Raw genomic sequence first — 12,316 nt, forward strand, 5'->3', positions numbered from 1 at the left:
TACGTTTCAGGTTTCTTAAATTTTGGAAAATTAATTGGGTAGATGAATGTATGGATATATTGATTTGTGATGATGAATCTTTAGCAGTACAAAGATTATCAAAATTAGTTGAACAGCTTGGGCATAAAGTTGTTGCGACTGCATCACATGGTCAAGAAGCCATTGAACTTACACAAATTTACTCTCCAGACGTTATTTTACTTGATATTCAAATGCCAGAAATGGATGGCTTAACCTGTGCAAAGCGTTTACGTGAATTGGGTTTAATGCCTGCGATTGTTTTTTGTACGGCATATGATGAGTACGCACTAAATGCTTTTAAATCTCAAGCAGATGGATATTTGCTCAAACCTGTGCTAAAACAAGATTTACAACTGGTGTTAGATCAATTAACCAAGCTTACTCAAGCTCAGCTGAGTAACATAAAACAAAAAGAAAATATGGAAGAATTAAATAATCAGCGCACACAAATCGTGGCGAAGACCTTTCGAGGTGTAGAGCTAATTCCTGTGGAAAATATTTATTATTTTCTAGCAGATCAAAAGTATGTCACCGTTCGTCATAAGAATGGCAGTGTTCTTATTGATGAAACTTTGAAAGATTTAGAGCAAGAGTTTGGTGATGAATTTATTCGAATTCATCGTAATGCCTTGGTTTCTGTTAACTTTTTGAGCGGTTTGGAGCTTGTGAGTTCAGGGCAATATCAAGTGAGATGTCATGGCTTGGAAGAAAAATTATCCGTAAGTCGTCGACATTTACCGCTTTTAAGAGAGCGTCTACAAAAAATTTAATTGGCTTAAATATAAATTTTGACACAAGCAAAAGTTCAATTTACTTGCATTTTTAAGATTTCAAGTTAAGTTTACATGCATACTCAATCATTTATTTAAGCTGGCATAATGAAAACCCTTAAAATTGCAACTCGACAAAGCCCACTTGCTTTATGGCAAGCAGAACATATTCGTGCGCGTTTAGAGGCGTTACATGCAGATTTAACCGTTGAACTTGTAACTTTCGTTACGCAAGGCGACAAAATTTTAGATACGCCACTGGCAAAAATTGGTGGTAAAGGTTTATTTGTAAAAGAATTAGAAGCTGCATTATTAGATGGTCGAGCAGACCTTGCTGTACATTCAATGAAAGATGTTCCAATGGCATTGCCTGAAGGTTTAACGCTTGCAGTGATTTGTGAACGTGAAGATCCTCTAGATGCTTTTGTTTCAAATACTTATGCAAGCTTTGATGATTTACCGCAAGGTGCAAAAGTTGGAACATCTAGCTTACGTCGTAAATGCCAAATTTTAAAAGCACGTCCAGATTTAGAAATTATTGATTTACGTGGCAACGTAGGTACACGTTTATCTAAATTAGATGCGGGCAATTACGATGCAATTATTCTTGCAAGTGCAGGTTTAAAGCGTTTGGAATTAGCAGATCGAATTCGTCATACACTTGATCCAGTTGTGAGTTTACCAGCCGTTGGACAGGGTGCATTAGGTCTGGAATGTCGTGAAGATGATCAAGCAGTCTTAGATTTAATTTTGCCATTAATGCATGAAGAATCGAATGTTTGTGTACGTTCAGAACGTGCATTTAATGCATATTTAGAAGGTGGTTGCCAAGTTCCAATTGCAGGCTATGCGACATTACAAGATGGTCAATTAACCATTGAGGGTCGTGTAGGTAGCGTAGATGGTGAAACCTTACTTCAAGTGAATTTAAAAGGTCAGCCTGAAGATGCTGAAAAGCTAGGGGTTCAATTGGCTCAAGAATTACTTGCATTGGGTGCAGGTGAGCTTTTAAAAGCATTACATTAATATGCTTTTTATTAATACCCGTCCTCAAGATCGTGCAAAGCCATTAACGGTGGCTTTGCAACAACAGTTTATTGAAGTTATTGAACTTCCATTGTTAGAACTTATTGCACGTCCTTTATCAAGCGAGTTAACGTACTTATATCAGCAACTTTTCTCTGCAAAAGTTATTGTAGTAGTGAGTCCAACTGCTGTTGAAATTGGCATGAAATATCTAAAACAATTAGATATTCAATTGGCTGATTTAGCACATTTGAAATGGATTGCTGTAGGTCAAAAGACTGCTGAAAGTTTGCTGGACTATGGTGTTGAAAGCTTTATTCCAGATGTTGAAACATCGGAAGGTATGCTGAATTTATCGGTTTTAAAATCTTTAGATGCTCAAACTGAGATTGCATTTTGGCGTGGTGAAGGTGGTCGTCAATTTATGATGGATACTTTAATGTCAGAAGGGCATAAGGTTCTTAATTTTATTTTGTATGAACGTCAATGTCCTGAGCAGTCTAAGCAAGATATAGAAACAATAAAACAGCGGTTAATACAATCACCAAGTTATAAAATGGTGGTGAGTAGTGAGGCAAGTTGGTTAAATTGGATTGAATTAATTCAAAATAATCGTGATATTCTAAATAAAGCTGATTATTGGGTACTTGGGGAGCGATTATTTCAATTGTTACTTAATGATCAAAAGCAAAATAAGCTTAGTTTTAAAATTACAAAATTAGCCAATTTAAAAATAGATTCAATCATGCAACAAATTATTGTTGCTCAAGGGAAATCATGAAAAAGCTTTATATTTTTGTGCTCATAATTATTTTGGCTGTAGTCGCTAAATTAAGTTATGACGTATATAAAATATCGGAACAGCAAATTCAATTGCAGCAAGTGGTTAATAAGTTAGAAAAAACAAATTCGAGCTTAAATGATCAGTTAGTGGCAATTAAGCGTGAACCGAATGAAAGCAATTCTATTGAATCTAAAAAAACAACCGATGTTGATACGCATATTCAGCCGAATGATATGATTAAACAGCAATTAAATTTGGTTGAATTTGCATTAAGACAGCATCAATATCATTATGCAGTAGAGAAATTATTGGTACTTAATCAACAAATTAATGATTATGTTTTAGCGCCATCATTAAAAAATAGTTTGCATCAAGTTATTAATAAAGACGTACAAACGATTAAGCAATATGTAATAAATAGTGATGCACAACAACAGCAAATTAATCAGTTAATTTTGAAGTTAAATTCAGAGCTTAAACAAGAAATTATTCAACCGAATTTAACGATTTCACAGCCTGAAAATGGATACTTTTGGCAAAAATGGTTTTTTGTTGAATCTACTAAAAAACCAGCACAGCAATTAATGCAGCGCTCAGTAATTTTAAAAGAAGCACAGTTAAGATTACTTATTGCACGTGAAGCATTATCTCAAGGTCAATTTGTTCAATATCATCAAGAATTAACCGATATTATTCAGTTGCTAGAGCAATTACCAGATCAGGTTGCTAAACAAATTGTTCAACAAATTAAAATGCTTGATGGAATGACCTCTATTCCAGTTCCTGTATTAAGTACTCGAGCATTAATGGGCTAAGTTATGAAAACAGTTGTTCTTGCTTATGCACTTATTATTTTAATTTTTACTGCCATTTTGAGCCTATTAAATTATGGCTATGGTGCAGGTTATGTTTATATTTATTGGCGTGACTTACAAATACAAACCAATACTTGGGTTATTTTCTTTTTAACAATTTTAACCAGTTTATTTATACAAATATTATGGGTGCTAAGTAAGAGATACTTGATGCGTGAAAAGCGTAAAAATGAAGTTATTTTTGACTTTAAAAACTTGCATCCATATGAGCAATTGGCTGTTATTTCGCTTTTAGATGCGGAAATTGATCAGAAAGATTTCATTCAAACTGTATTTTCAAATTCAGGTTTATTGCAGGGTGTTATTGATTCTCAACTTGAATATGTACAAGGCAATTTACCTCAGGCACTTATATCGTTAGAACAAACCAATGCAATGGCATTTGAGTTGGCGGAAATTCAACGCATCCGTATTTACTTGGCACAGAATGATGCTGAGAAGGCGCTAACGCATCTTGAGTTCTTAAATCAGCATGAATTATCACCTTGGTTAAATGATGTTAAAAACTCGTATGAGCGCACATTACAAGATTTATGGGGCGCTTTTGCAGTTGCATTTCCGTGGAATTATTTACGCTCAACCAAATATGGTCATTTAAATATCGATAAAAAAGTTGACTGGTTAAAGCAGTTACTTAAACAGTTTGATCAAGCAAGTTTTGATAATTTAGAAGATTTAAAGCAACGTTATTTGGCTTTATCTAATAATATCTCTGAAAAAAGTTATGAGGTGAATGTGCTTTGGTTAAAAGTACTTTCACGCTTACCAGAGCTAAGTGAACAGCATGAAGAGCTTGCAGAATATTTGTTAGGGACTCAATTTGATCAGGAAGTTTTCTACTTATGGTTCCAGCAGCAAGTATTAAAGCAGAACCCAGATTATGCAACGATTGAACAAAAAATTGAATATTGGGAAGCGAAATATCCTGCATTGCCTGTATTAAGTTTTGTGAAATGGCATGTTTTCCAAGAGCAAGGTCGTTTTGCAGAAGCAGAGCAATTATTAACACTTTATCCTGATCATGTGTTAATGAACTATTTAAGAATTAAATCGACTTTAAAAGATCAAGATCATTTAGTTCAGCAGCTTAATTTGATTTTTGAGAATAATGCGAATCATGTAGCAATTAAAATATAAGGTGAATAATGACTGCACTTAAAGATTATCCCGTGATATATGAGCAACAAGTTGCTTGGGGTGATATGGATGCTTTTGGGCATGTTAATAATGTAATTTATTATCGATATATTGAAAGTGCTCGATTATGTTATTTGGATAAATTAAATATTTTTGAGCAAGATATTTATACAGTTGTTGCATCAAATCAATGTAAATATATTCAACCTGTATTATATCCAGATCGTTTAAAAATAGGCGCGCGTGTAGATGAAATAAGAAATAGTGCATTTAGAATGCATTATTCTATTTGGAGTGAAAAGCTGAGTAATATCGTTGCAACGGGTGAGGCTGTAATTGTATGTGTAAATAAAAATGATATGAAAAAAGTACAAATACCCACTTATATTAAAGATAAAATTAAGCAATTAGAAAATGAGATTAATCATCTAATTGAGTAAATTGGAGAAATAATAAATTGTTTTTAATTGTAGTTTGTTGACTTTAAATGATTGAATTTTTTTATTTATATAAATAATATGGTCGAGTTAATTAATAAAATCAATATTCAGAAATTGGAGTTTATAATGCCAGATATTAGTAATATGTCTGTTGAACAGTTAAAACGTTTACAGCTTGAAGCTGAAGCTTTAATTGCATCTAAAAAAGATCAAGCAATAGAAGATGCATATAATCAAATTTTAGCAATTGCTGAAAGTGTTGGTTTATCTGTAGACCAGATTGTTGAGTTTGGCTCTGTTAAACGTAAAAAAGGCACACGTAAAGCAGTAGAACCTAGATACCGTAATAAGGGTAATACTGAAGAAACTTGGACTGGTCGTGGTAAACAACCTCGTTGGTTAGTTGCACAACTTGAAAAAGGTGCAAAATTAGAAGATTTTCTTATCTAATTTTTTAATTAATAATGCGCTGAAAAGTATTTATTTTAAAAGCCAAGTTTAATGAACTTGGTTTTTTTATGTTTGATGGTTTTAAATTGTATTGAGTTTATAAAACCGTAAGCTATTTTAATCATTCAGCGTGATATTATAATTCAAAATCACTATTGAGTAGCTTTTTATGACTTGGAAATTGCAGGCCATTACAGGTGAGTTCACAGGGCAAGAGATTCTCATTGACCGTGATATGTTGGTTGGTCGTCATCAAGATTCAGATATTCTTTTACAATCTTCTGAAATTTCACGTAAGCACGCAGCATTTTTATTGAAAAATAATGAGCTTTGGCTTCAAGATTTGAAATCTTCAAACGGAACATTTGTAAACGATGTCCGTATTGAAGAAGAAACTCTTATTGAAGCTGAAGATATTGTTCAGTTTGCAAGTTTAAAGTTTTCTGTACTACAAGAAGCGCAAAAAATTGAAAAGCCTACATTTATGCAAGGTGTAGAACTTCAACCTGTTGTCGTGGCAGATAAAGAAGAAGTAAAACAAGCTATTCAACAGCCTTCAGAAGCTATTGCGACATCTGAAACTGCGGCTAAGCAAGAAGAACTTACACCTGCACAGCAAATGAATGAGCAGGGTATGCCAGACTTAAAAGCACGTGATGCAAGTGTTCAAGTCACTAAAGAAGGTATGCCAACAAATGTTGGTATTCCAAAACCTGCGCCAATTCCTGCTGATGTAGATTTAACTGCGCCTATGAAACGTGAGGAATGTGAAGTTGAAATTCCTGCGGTTTGCGTAGAAGAGGAAAAAGAAGCACAAAAAAATGCTTCAGTTGGTTTGGTGGCTGTTATCGCGATTGTTATTTTGGCAATTATTGCATTTGTATTGTTTAAATAACGTTGGTTTAGCATACAATCGAAGGCATGCAATCGCATGCCTTTTTTATTGTGGAGTGAAAATGTCTGTCGCAAAGCTTAATAGTCGAGAAGTAATTTTATTTGACCTAGATGGCACTTTGGTTGATTCCGCTTCAGATTTATATCGTGCAATGAATTTGAGCTTAAAAGAATTGAATTTACCACTTGTGACAGAGCAGCAAGTTCGTGTTTGGGTAGGTAAGGGTACAGCAATTTTTTGTGATAGCGTTTTGAAGCATATCACAGGGGAAGTTGATCCAACGCAACATGAGCAATTACTTGCAACATTCTTAAAAATTTATAATGCAGAACCTTGTGTAGAAACTTTACCTTTTGATGGTGTTGTTGAGTTTTTAGATTGGGCTTCAGCACAACATAAAAAACTGATTTGCGTGACCAATAAGCCTGAACAGCCTGCAAGAGCAATTATTAAAGAATTAGCTTTAGACCATTATTTTGAAGATATTATTGGTGGTGATCGATTTGCAGAGCGCAAACCACATCCTAAACAACTGCTTCATTGTGTAGAAACTTACCAAGTGACTAAAGATCAAGTGCTCATGATTGGAGATTCAAGCAATGATGTAGAAGCTGCTCGTCGTGCAGGAGTAGATTGTATTGTGCTTAGCTATGGCTATAATCATGGTGAAAATATTTTAGAATGTCAGCCACAGCAAGTTGTTGATGATCTTAGAGAATTAATTGCGTAAAGCAGCGGTAAATGAAGGAATGTTGAAAATGAGTACTTGTGTGGTTTTTCGATGGCGAAGCTCAGTTAAATAAAATCGAATGAAATGAACATCGTCCATTAAGAAATTTTTTAGAGAAAAACATGACTACTCAAGCTCAATTCAACTTATTAAAAGATGTTGGCTATAATCTTATTCCTGTATATCGTCAGCGTTTAGCAGATACAGAAACACCGCTTTCTGTGTTTGCACGATTAAAATCTCACGAACAAGCTTATCTTTTTGAATCTGTGGAAGGTGGTGAAAACTGGGCGCGCTATTCCATTATTGGTTTGGGGGAGTCTACAGTTTTCTCGTGCAATGAAGGCCAGCTTACGGTTCAGCAAGCAGATGGTGCTATCGTAAAACAAGAATGTGCAGATCCATTTCAATATATCCGAGATTTTCAAGCGCAATATAAAGTTCCAACAAAAAATGATTTACCTGCGTTACCAAGCTTTACAGGTGGTCTAGTTGGGTATTTTGGTTATGACTCAGTTCGTTATATCGAACCTCGTTTAAAGAATATGCCAGAAGCAGATCCTGTAGGTTTGCCTGATATTTGGATGATGCTTTCTAAAACCGTCATCGTTTTTGATAATTTGAAAGATACCTTGTTTTTAATTGTTCATGCAGATGTGAACGATACAGATGCTTATACAAAAGCACAGGCTGAGCTAGATGCATTGGAAGAGCTTCTAGCAACACCAATTAGCCTTAAAGCAGAAAAGCACACAGCACCGCATTTTGAGTCGCTTACAGGTAAAGAGAAGTATTTAGAGTCAATTGAAACTGTAAAAGAATACATTCGAGCAGGCGATGTAATGCAAGTTGTTCCTGGGCATCGTATGGTTTCAGACTTTGATGGTGAGCCATTGCAGGTTTATCGTGCGCTACGCCATTTAAATCCATCGCCGTATTTGTTCTTGGTGCAAGGCAAAACATTAGAAAATAAAAAACCATTCCATATTGTCGGTTCATCACCAGAAATTTTATCTCGTTTGGAAAATGGTATTGCAACAGTTCGCCCATTAGCGGGTACACGACCACGCGGCAAAACCAAAGAAGAAGATTTAGCGCTTGAGCAAGATTTACTATCAGATGAAAAAGAAATTGCAGAGCATCTTATGCTAATTGATCTTGGGCGAAATGATGTAGGTCGCATTGCAAAAATTGGAAAAGTACAAGTTACAGATAAAATGGTGATCGAACGTTATTCGCATGTCATGCATATTGTGTCGAATGTTCAAGCAGAAGTTAGAGATGATGTAGATGCTTTAGATGTATTTAAGGCAACGTTCCCCGCTGGAACACTTTCTGGTGCACCAAAAATTCGCGCAATGGAAATTATTGACGAAGTTGAACCTGTAAAACGTGGAATTTTCGGTGGAGCTGTTGGTTATTTAGGCTGGCATGGCGAAATGGACATGTCTATTGCAATTAGAACATGCGTAATTCGTGAAAATAAGGTGTTTGTTCAAGCAGGAGCGGGGCTTGTTGCAGACTCAAATCCTGAATCTGAGTGGCAAGAAACGCAAATAAAAGCTCGCGCAGTGATCAAAGCGGTTGAATTATCGTCAAATGGATTGATTTTGTGAGTTTTTAACGTTTTTTTTGAAAAAAACACTTGCACGGATTCTAAGTTTTGCTAAACTGCACACCGTTCCGATACGAAACGTACGAAACACTAAGAAACGCCGGCATAGCTCAGTTGGTAGAGCAACTGACTTGTAATCAGTAGGTCCACAGTTCGAATCCGTGTGCCGGCACCATCTTAGGAGTTTTGAGTCGAGTAAAAGAGCGACACTGGAAGTAAGTGTAAATGGTGAGGTTCCCGAGCGGTCAAAGGGGGCGGACTGTAACTCCGCTACGAAAGTTTCGAAGGTTCGAATCCTTCCCTCACCACCAATTTAAGACTTCAATAAGTGGATGTACCAACATCGTGCGGGAGTAGCTCAGTTGGTAGAGCGGCAGCCTTCCAAGCTGCATGTCGCGAGTTCGACCCTCGTCTCCCGCTCCATTGAAGCGAAAATTTGCTCTTATAGCTCAGTGGTAGAGCACTCCCTTGGTAAGGGAGAGGTCTCGAGTTCAAATCTCGATAAGAGCTCCAGATTACAGTTTAGTGATTTTGTCACAAAGTTAAATAAAGCAGGCTATTTAGTCTGCTTTTTAAGTATTTAGGGTGTCTATTTTTTAGGCGATTAGTCGATTTTAGCAATCTTAGAGTTGTGTCGACGTAAACGAGGAGAATCTCATGGCTAAGGCTAAGTTTGAACGTAATAAGCCACACGTTAACGTGGGCACAATTGGTCACGTCGACCATGGTAAAACAACTTTAACAGCTGCAATTGCAACTGTATGTGCAAAAACTTTTGGTGGCGAAGCGAAAGACTATGCTGCAATTGACTCTGCACCTGAAGAAAAAGCACGTGGTATTACAATTAATACTTCACACGTAGAATACGATTCAGTAATTCGTCACTACGCACACGTAGACTGTCCAGGTCACGCCGATTATGTTAAAAACATGATTACTGGTGCTGCTCAAATGGATGGCGCGATCCTTGTATGTGCTGCGACTGATGGTCCAATGCCACAAACTCGTGAACACATCCTTCTTTCTCGCCAAGTAGGCGTACCTTACATCGTTGTATTCTTAAACAAATGCGACCTTGTAGATGACGAAGAATTACTTGAATTAGTAGAAATGGAAGTTCGTGAACTTCTTTCTGCTTACAACTTCCCTGGCGATGATACTCCAATCATCCGTGGTTCAGCTTTAGCTGCGCTTAACGGTGACCAAGGTCAATACGGCGAACCAGCTGTAGTAGCTCTTGTTGAAGCTCTAGATTCTTACATTCCAGAGCCAGAACGTGCTATCGATCTTCCATTCCTTATGCCAATCGAAGACGTATTCTCTATCTCAGGTCGTGGTACAGTAGTAACTGGCCGTGTTGAGACTGGTATCGTACGTGTTGGTGAAGAAGTTGAAATCGTTGGTATTAAAGATACAGTTAAAACAACTGTAACTGGCGTAGAAATGTTCCGTAAACTTCTTGATGAAGGTCGTGCGGGCGAGAACTGTGGTGTTCTTCTACGTGGTACTAAACGTGAAGACGTTCAACGTGGTCAAGTACTTGCTAAACCAGGTGCAATCAAGCCGCATACTAAATTTGACGCAGAAGTATACGTACTTTCTAAAGAAGAAGGTGGTCGTCATACTCCATTCCTTAACGGTTACCGTCCACAGTTCTACTTCCGTACAACTGACGTAACTGGCGCTATTTCTCTTCAAGAAGGCGTTGAAATGGTTATGCCTGGTGACAACGTAGAAATGGCGGTAGAATTAATCCACCCAATCGCAATGGACCCAGGTCTACGTTTTGCGATCCGTGAAGGTGGTCGTACAGTTGGTGCTGGTGTAGTTGCTAAAGTAACTGCATAATCGCTAATGGTATTTCAAGTTGGGGCTTCGGCTCCAGCTTGTTTTGTAGGTCAGTAGTTCAATTGGTAGAGCGTCGGTCTCCAAAACCGAATGTTGGGGGTTCGAGTCCCTCCTGGCCTGCCATTTTTTAAAAAAAACTTGATGCTGGTTAAATTGGTCATATAATAAGTCGCGAGTTCTACGACGAGTACAAAAATGTCGAATGATAAATCGCGTGACGCATTAAGCGAAGCGCCAATCCCTCAAAGAAATAATTCTGCTGAAATCGTAAGCTCTAGTTCACCGATAGACTATATTTTATGGATTTTTTCTATAATTTTATTTATCGCTGCAATGCTGACAAATCAACATTTGCCAGGATATTGGGCGCCTGCGAATGATGTTTGGGTTCGGGTTGGTGTGATTTTGGCTTGTATCGTAGCCGCTTTAGGTTTATTATACGCCACCCATCAAGGCAAAGGCTTTGTTCGCTTACTAAAAGATTCGCGAATTGAGTTGCGTCGAGTGACCTGGCCAACCAAAAATGAAACTGTGACCACATCATGGCAAGTTTTATTGGTTGTAATCATTGCTGCAATTGTTTTGTGGTGTTTTGATTATATTTTAGGCTGGCTAATGAAGTTTATTATCGGGTAAGAGAGCTATGAAACGTTGGTACATTATTCATGCCTATTCAGGTTATGAAAAACAAGTGATGCGTTCGCTTAATGATCGAATCCAGCGTAGCGCTGTTGCCGATAGCTTTGGTGAAGTCCTTGTCCCTACTGAAGAAGTGGTGGAAATGAAGGAAGGTAAAAAGCGTAAGTCTGAGCGTAAATTCTTTCCTGGCTATGTGTTAGTCGAAATGGAAATGAATGATGATACTTGGCATATCGTGAAAGAGTGTCCCAAAGTACTTGGCTTTATTGGTGGTACTGCAGAAAAACCTGCACCTATTACTCAAAAAGAAGCTGATGCAATCTTAGCTCGCGTGCGTAATACTGGTGAAGCACCTCGTCCTAAGACGATGTTTGAACCAGGCGAAGAATTACTTGTTGTGGACGGTCCATTCACTGACTTTAAAGGTGTTGTGGAAGAAGTTCTGTACGAAAAGTCACGTTTAACACTGACTATTAATGTATTTAACCGACCAACTCAAGTTGAATTGGAATTTCGTCAAGTCGAAAAATCAGTTTAATTTTAATTGGTTAAAAACGCCCGATTTTTCTAAGATCGGGCATTGTTGTTGTAACGGTTATCGTTACTTGAAAACGTTGGGGAGCCTTAATCGGCGTTTGTACCCAGAGGTAATTTGAAATGGCTAAGAAGATTGACGGCTATATCAAGCTGCAAGTTCCAGCTGGTAAAGCGAATCCATCTCCACCGATTGGTCCTGCACTAGGTCAACGTGGTGTTAACATCATGGCATTCTGTAAAGAGTTCAATGCTGCTACACAAAAAGTTGAAGCTGGTCTACCAATTCCTGTAGTGATTACTGTGTACAACGATAAGTCGTTCACATTCATCATGAAAACTCCTCCTGCTGCTATTCTTCTTAAGAAAGCTGCTGGTATCCAAAAGGGTTCGGCTGTACCTAACAAAACTAAAGTTGGTAAGTTGACTCGTGCTCAATTGGAAGAAATTGCGACTACTAAAGAACCAGATTTAACTGGTGCTGATTTAGACGCACGTGTACGTACCATTGCTGGTTCTGCGCGTTCTATGGGCTTGGAAGTGGAGCTTTAA

At 37.4% G+C, this 12,316-nt stretch carries 14 protein-coding genes and 5 tRNA genes; all 19 read left to right on the top strand.

The annotated features are described in order from the left end of the window. The first annotated feature begins 50 nt into the window (after positions 1-50). The 19 genes from SKM54_RS09815 (at position 51) to rplK (ending at position 12,316) form a co-directional block, all read left to right on the top strand. On the top strand, positions 51-791 hold the full coding sequence (locus SKM54_RS09815) for a LytR/AlgR family response regulator transcription factor (RefSeq protein WP_321095259.1): 741 nt from the start codon (positions 51-53) through the stop codon (positions 789-791). Between the two features lie 108 nt (positions 792-899). Further along, a complete protein-coding gene (gene hemC / locus SKM54_RS09820; protein ID WP_311918149.1) occupies positions 900-1,817 on the top strand; it encodes a hydroxymethylbilane synthase in 918 nt (305 codons plus the stop codon). A 1-nt stretch (position 1,818) separates the two neighbouring features. Further along, positions 1,819-2,598 (top strand): uroporphyrinogen-III synthase, encoded by a 780-nt coding sequence (locus SKM54_RS09825; RefSeq protein WP_154771957.1) that lies wholly within the window; start codon positions 1,819-1,821, stop codon positions 2,596-2,598. Next, positions 2,595-3,416 (top strand): hypothetical protein, encoded by an 822-nt coding sequence (locus SKM54_RS09830; RefSeq protein ID WP_154771958.1) that lies wholly within the window; start codon positions 2,595-2,597, stop codon positions 3,414-3,416. The genes SKM54_RS09825 and SKM54_RS09830 overlap by 4 nt, the downstream gene beginning before the upstream one ends. A gap of 3 nt (positions 3,417-3,419) precedes the next feature. Continuing rightward, complete coding sequence (locus SKM54_RS09835; protein ID WP_321091647.1) at positions 3,420-4,613, top strand: heme biosynthesis protein HemY; 1,194 nt, start codon at positions 3,420-3,422, stop codon at positions 4,611-4,613. Positions 4,614-4,621: 8 nt separating this feature from the next. Further along, a complete protein-coding gene (locus SKM54_RS09840; protein ID WP_248103836.1) occupies positions 4,622-5,053 on the top strand; it encodes an acyl-CoA thioesterase in 432 nt (143 codons plus the stop codon). A gap of 123 nt (positions 5,054-5,176) precedes the next feature. Continuing rightward, positions 5,177-5,503, top strand: a complete 327-nt coding sequence (locus SKM54_RS09845; RefSeq protein ID WP_321087858.1) for an H-NS histone family protein — start codon at positions 5,177-5,179, stop codon at positions 5,501-5,503. Between the two features lie 169 nt (positions 5,504-5,672). Next, entirely contained in the window at positions 5,673-6,398 is a 726-nt protein-coding gene (locus tag SKM54_RS09850; RefSeq protein ID WP_321095260.1) for an FHA domain-containing protein, read from the top strand. Positions 6,399-6,459: 61 nt separating this feature from the next. Continuing rightward, complete coding sequence (locus SKM54_RS09855; protein ID WP_321087832.1) at positions 6,460-7,128, top strand: phosphoglycolate phosphatase; 669 nt, start codon at positions 6,460-6,462, stop codon at positions 7,126-7,128. Positions 7,129-7,250: 122 nt separating this feature from the next. Beyond that, positions 7,251-8,744 (top strand): anthranilate synthase component I, encoded by a 1,494-nt coding sequence (gene trpE / locus SKM54_RS09860; RefSeq protein ID WP_311918155.1) that lies wholly within the window; start codon positions 7,251-7,253, stop codon positions 8,742-8,744. A 98-nt stretch (positions 8,745-8,842) separates the two neighbouring features. Then, positions 8,843-8,918: transfer RNA gene (locus SKM54_RS09865), tRNA-Thr, on the top strand. Positions 8,919-8,970: 52 nt separating this feature from the next. Further along, a tRNA-Tyr gene (locus SKM54_RS09870) sits at positions 8,971-9,054 on the top strand. 36 nt (positions 9,055-9,090) lie between these two features. After that, positions 9,091-9,166: transfer RNA gene (locus SKM54_RS09875), tRNA-Gly, on the top strand. A gap of 15 nt (positions 9,167-9,181) precedes the next feature. After that, positions 9,182-9,256 (top strand) — tRNA-Thr (locus SKM54_RS09880). Positions 9,257-9,400: 144 nt separating this feature from the next. Further along, positions 9,401-10,591, top strand: coding sequence for an elongation factor Tu (gene tuf, locus SKM54_RS09885; protein ID WP_154771964.1), 1,191 nt, complete (start codon positions 9,401-9,403; stop codon positions 10,589-10,591). A gap of 47 nt (positions 10,592-10,638) precedes the next feature. Continuing rightward, a tRNA-Trp gene (locus tag SKM54_RS09890) sits at positions 10,639-10,714 on the top strand. A 72-nt stretch (positions 10,715-10,786) separates the two neighbouring features. After that, positions 10,787-11,227, top strand: coding sequence for a preprotein translocase subunit SecE (gene secE / locus SKM54_RS09895; RefSeq protein WP_154771965.1), 441 nt, complete (start codon positions 10,787-10,789; stop codon positions 11,225-11,227). A gap of 7 nt (positions 11,228-11,234) precedes the next feature. Then, positions 11,235-11,768: a transcription termination/antitermination protein NusG gene (nusG, locus tag SKM54_RS09900; RefSeq protein ID WP_154771966.1), complete on the top strand. Its 534-nt coding sequence runs from the start codon at positions 11,235-11,237 to the stop codon at positions 11,766-11,768. Positions 11,769-11,887: 119 nt separating this feature from the next. Then, on the top strand, positions 11,888-12,316 hold the full coding sequence (gene rplK, locus SKM54_RS09905) for a 50S ribosomal protein L11 (RefSeq protein ID WP_004868049.1): 429 nt from the start codon (positions 11,888-11,890) through the stop codon (positions 12,314-12,316).

Origin of the sequence: Acinetobacter faecalis (assembly GCF_034187745.1) — a bacterium.
GTDB lineage: Bacteria > Pseudomonadota > Gammaproteobacteria > Pseudomonadales > Moraxellaceae > Acinetobacter > Acinetobacter faecalis.

Excerpts from the sequence above, each read along its gene's own strand:
- SKM54_RS09835 (WP_321091647.1), top strand. The coding sequence starts at position 3,420 with ATGAAAACAGTTGTTCTTGCTTATGCACTTATTATTTTAATTTTTACT.
- SKM54_RS09825 (WP_154771957.1), top strand. The coding sequence starts at position 1,819 with ATGCTTTTTATTAATACCCGTCCTCAAGATCGTGCAAAGCCATTAACG.
- SKM54_RS09850 (WP_321095260.1), top strand. The coding sequence starts at position 5,673 with ATGACTTGGAAATTGCAGGCCATTACAGGTGAGTTCACAGGGCAAGAG.
- rplK (WP_004868049.1), top strand. The coding sequence starts at position 11,888 with ATGGCTAAGAAGATTGACGGCTATATCAAGCTGCAAGTTCCAGCTGGT.
- tuf (WP_154771964.1), top strand. The coding sequence starts at position 9,401 with ATGGCTAAGGCTAAGTTTGAACGTAATAAGCCACACGTTAACGTGGGC.
- secE (WP_154771965.1), top strand. The coding sequence starts at position 10,787 with ATGTCGAATGATAAATCGCGTGACGCATTAAGCGAAGCGCCAATCCCT.
- SKM54_RS09830 (WP_154771958.1), top strand. The coding sequence starts at position 2,595 with ATGAAAAAGCTTTATATTTTTGTGCTCATAATTATTTTGGCTGTAGTC.
- SKM54_RS09815 (WP_321095259.1), top strand. The coding sequence starts at position 51 with ATGGATATATTGATTTGTGATGATGAATCTTTAGCAGTACAAAGATTA.
- SKM54_RS09855 (WP_321087832.1), top strand. The coding sequence starts at position 6,460 with ATGTCTGTCGCAAAGCTTAATAGTCGAGAAGTAATTTTATTTGACCTA.
- hemC (WP_311918149.1), top strand. The coding sequence starts at position 900 with ATGAAAACCCTTAAAATTGCAACTCGACAAAGCCCACTTGCTTTATGG.
- SKM54_RS09840 (WP_248103836.1), top strand. The coding sequence starts at position 4,622 with ATGACTGCACTTAAAGATTATCCCGTGATATATGAGCAACAAGTTGCT.
- trpE (WP_311918155.1), top strand. The coding sequence starts at position 7,251 with ATGACTACTCAAGCTCAATTCAACTTATTAAAAGATGTTGGCTATAAT.
- nusG (WP_154771966.1), top strand. The coding sequence starts at position 11,235 with ATGAAACGTTGGTACATTATTCATGCCTATTCAGGTTATGAAAAACAA.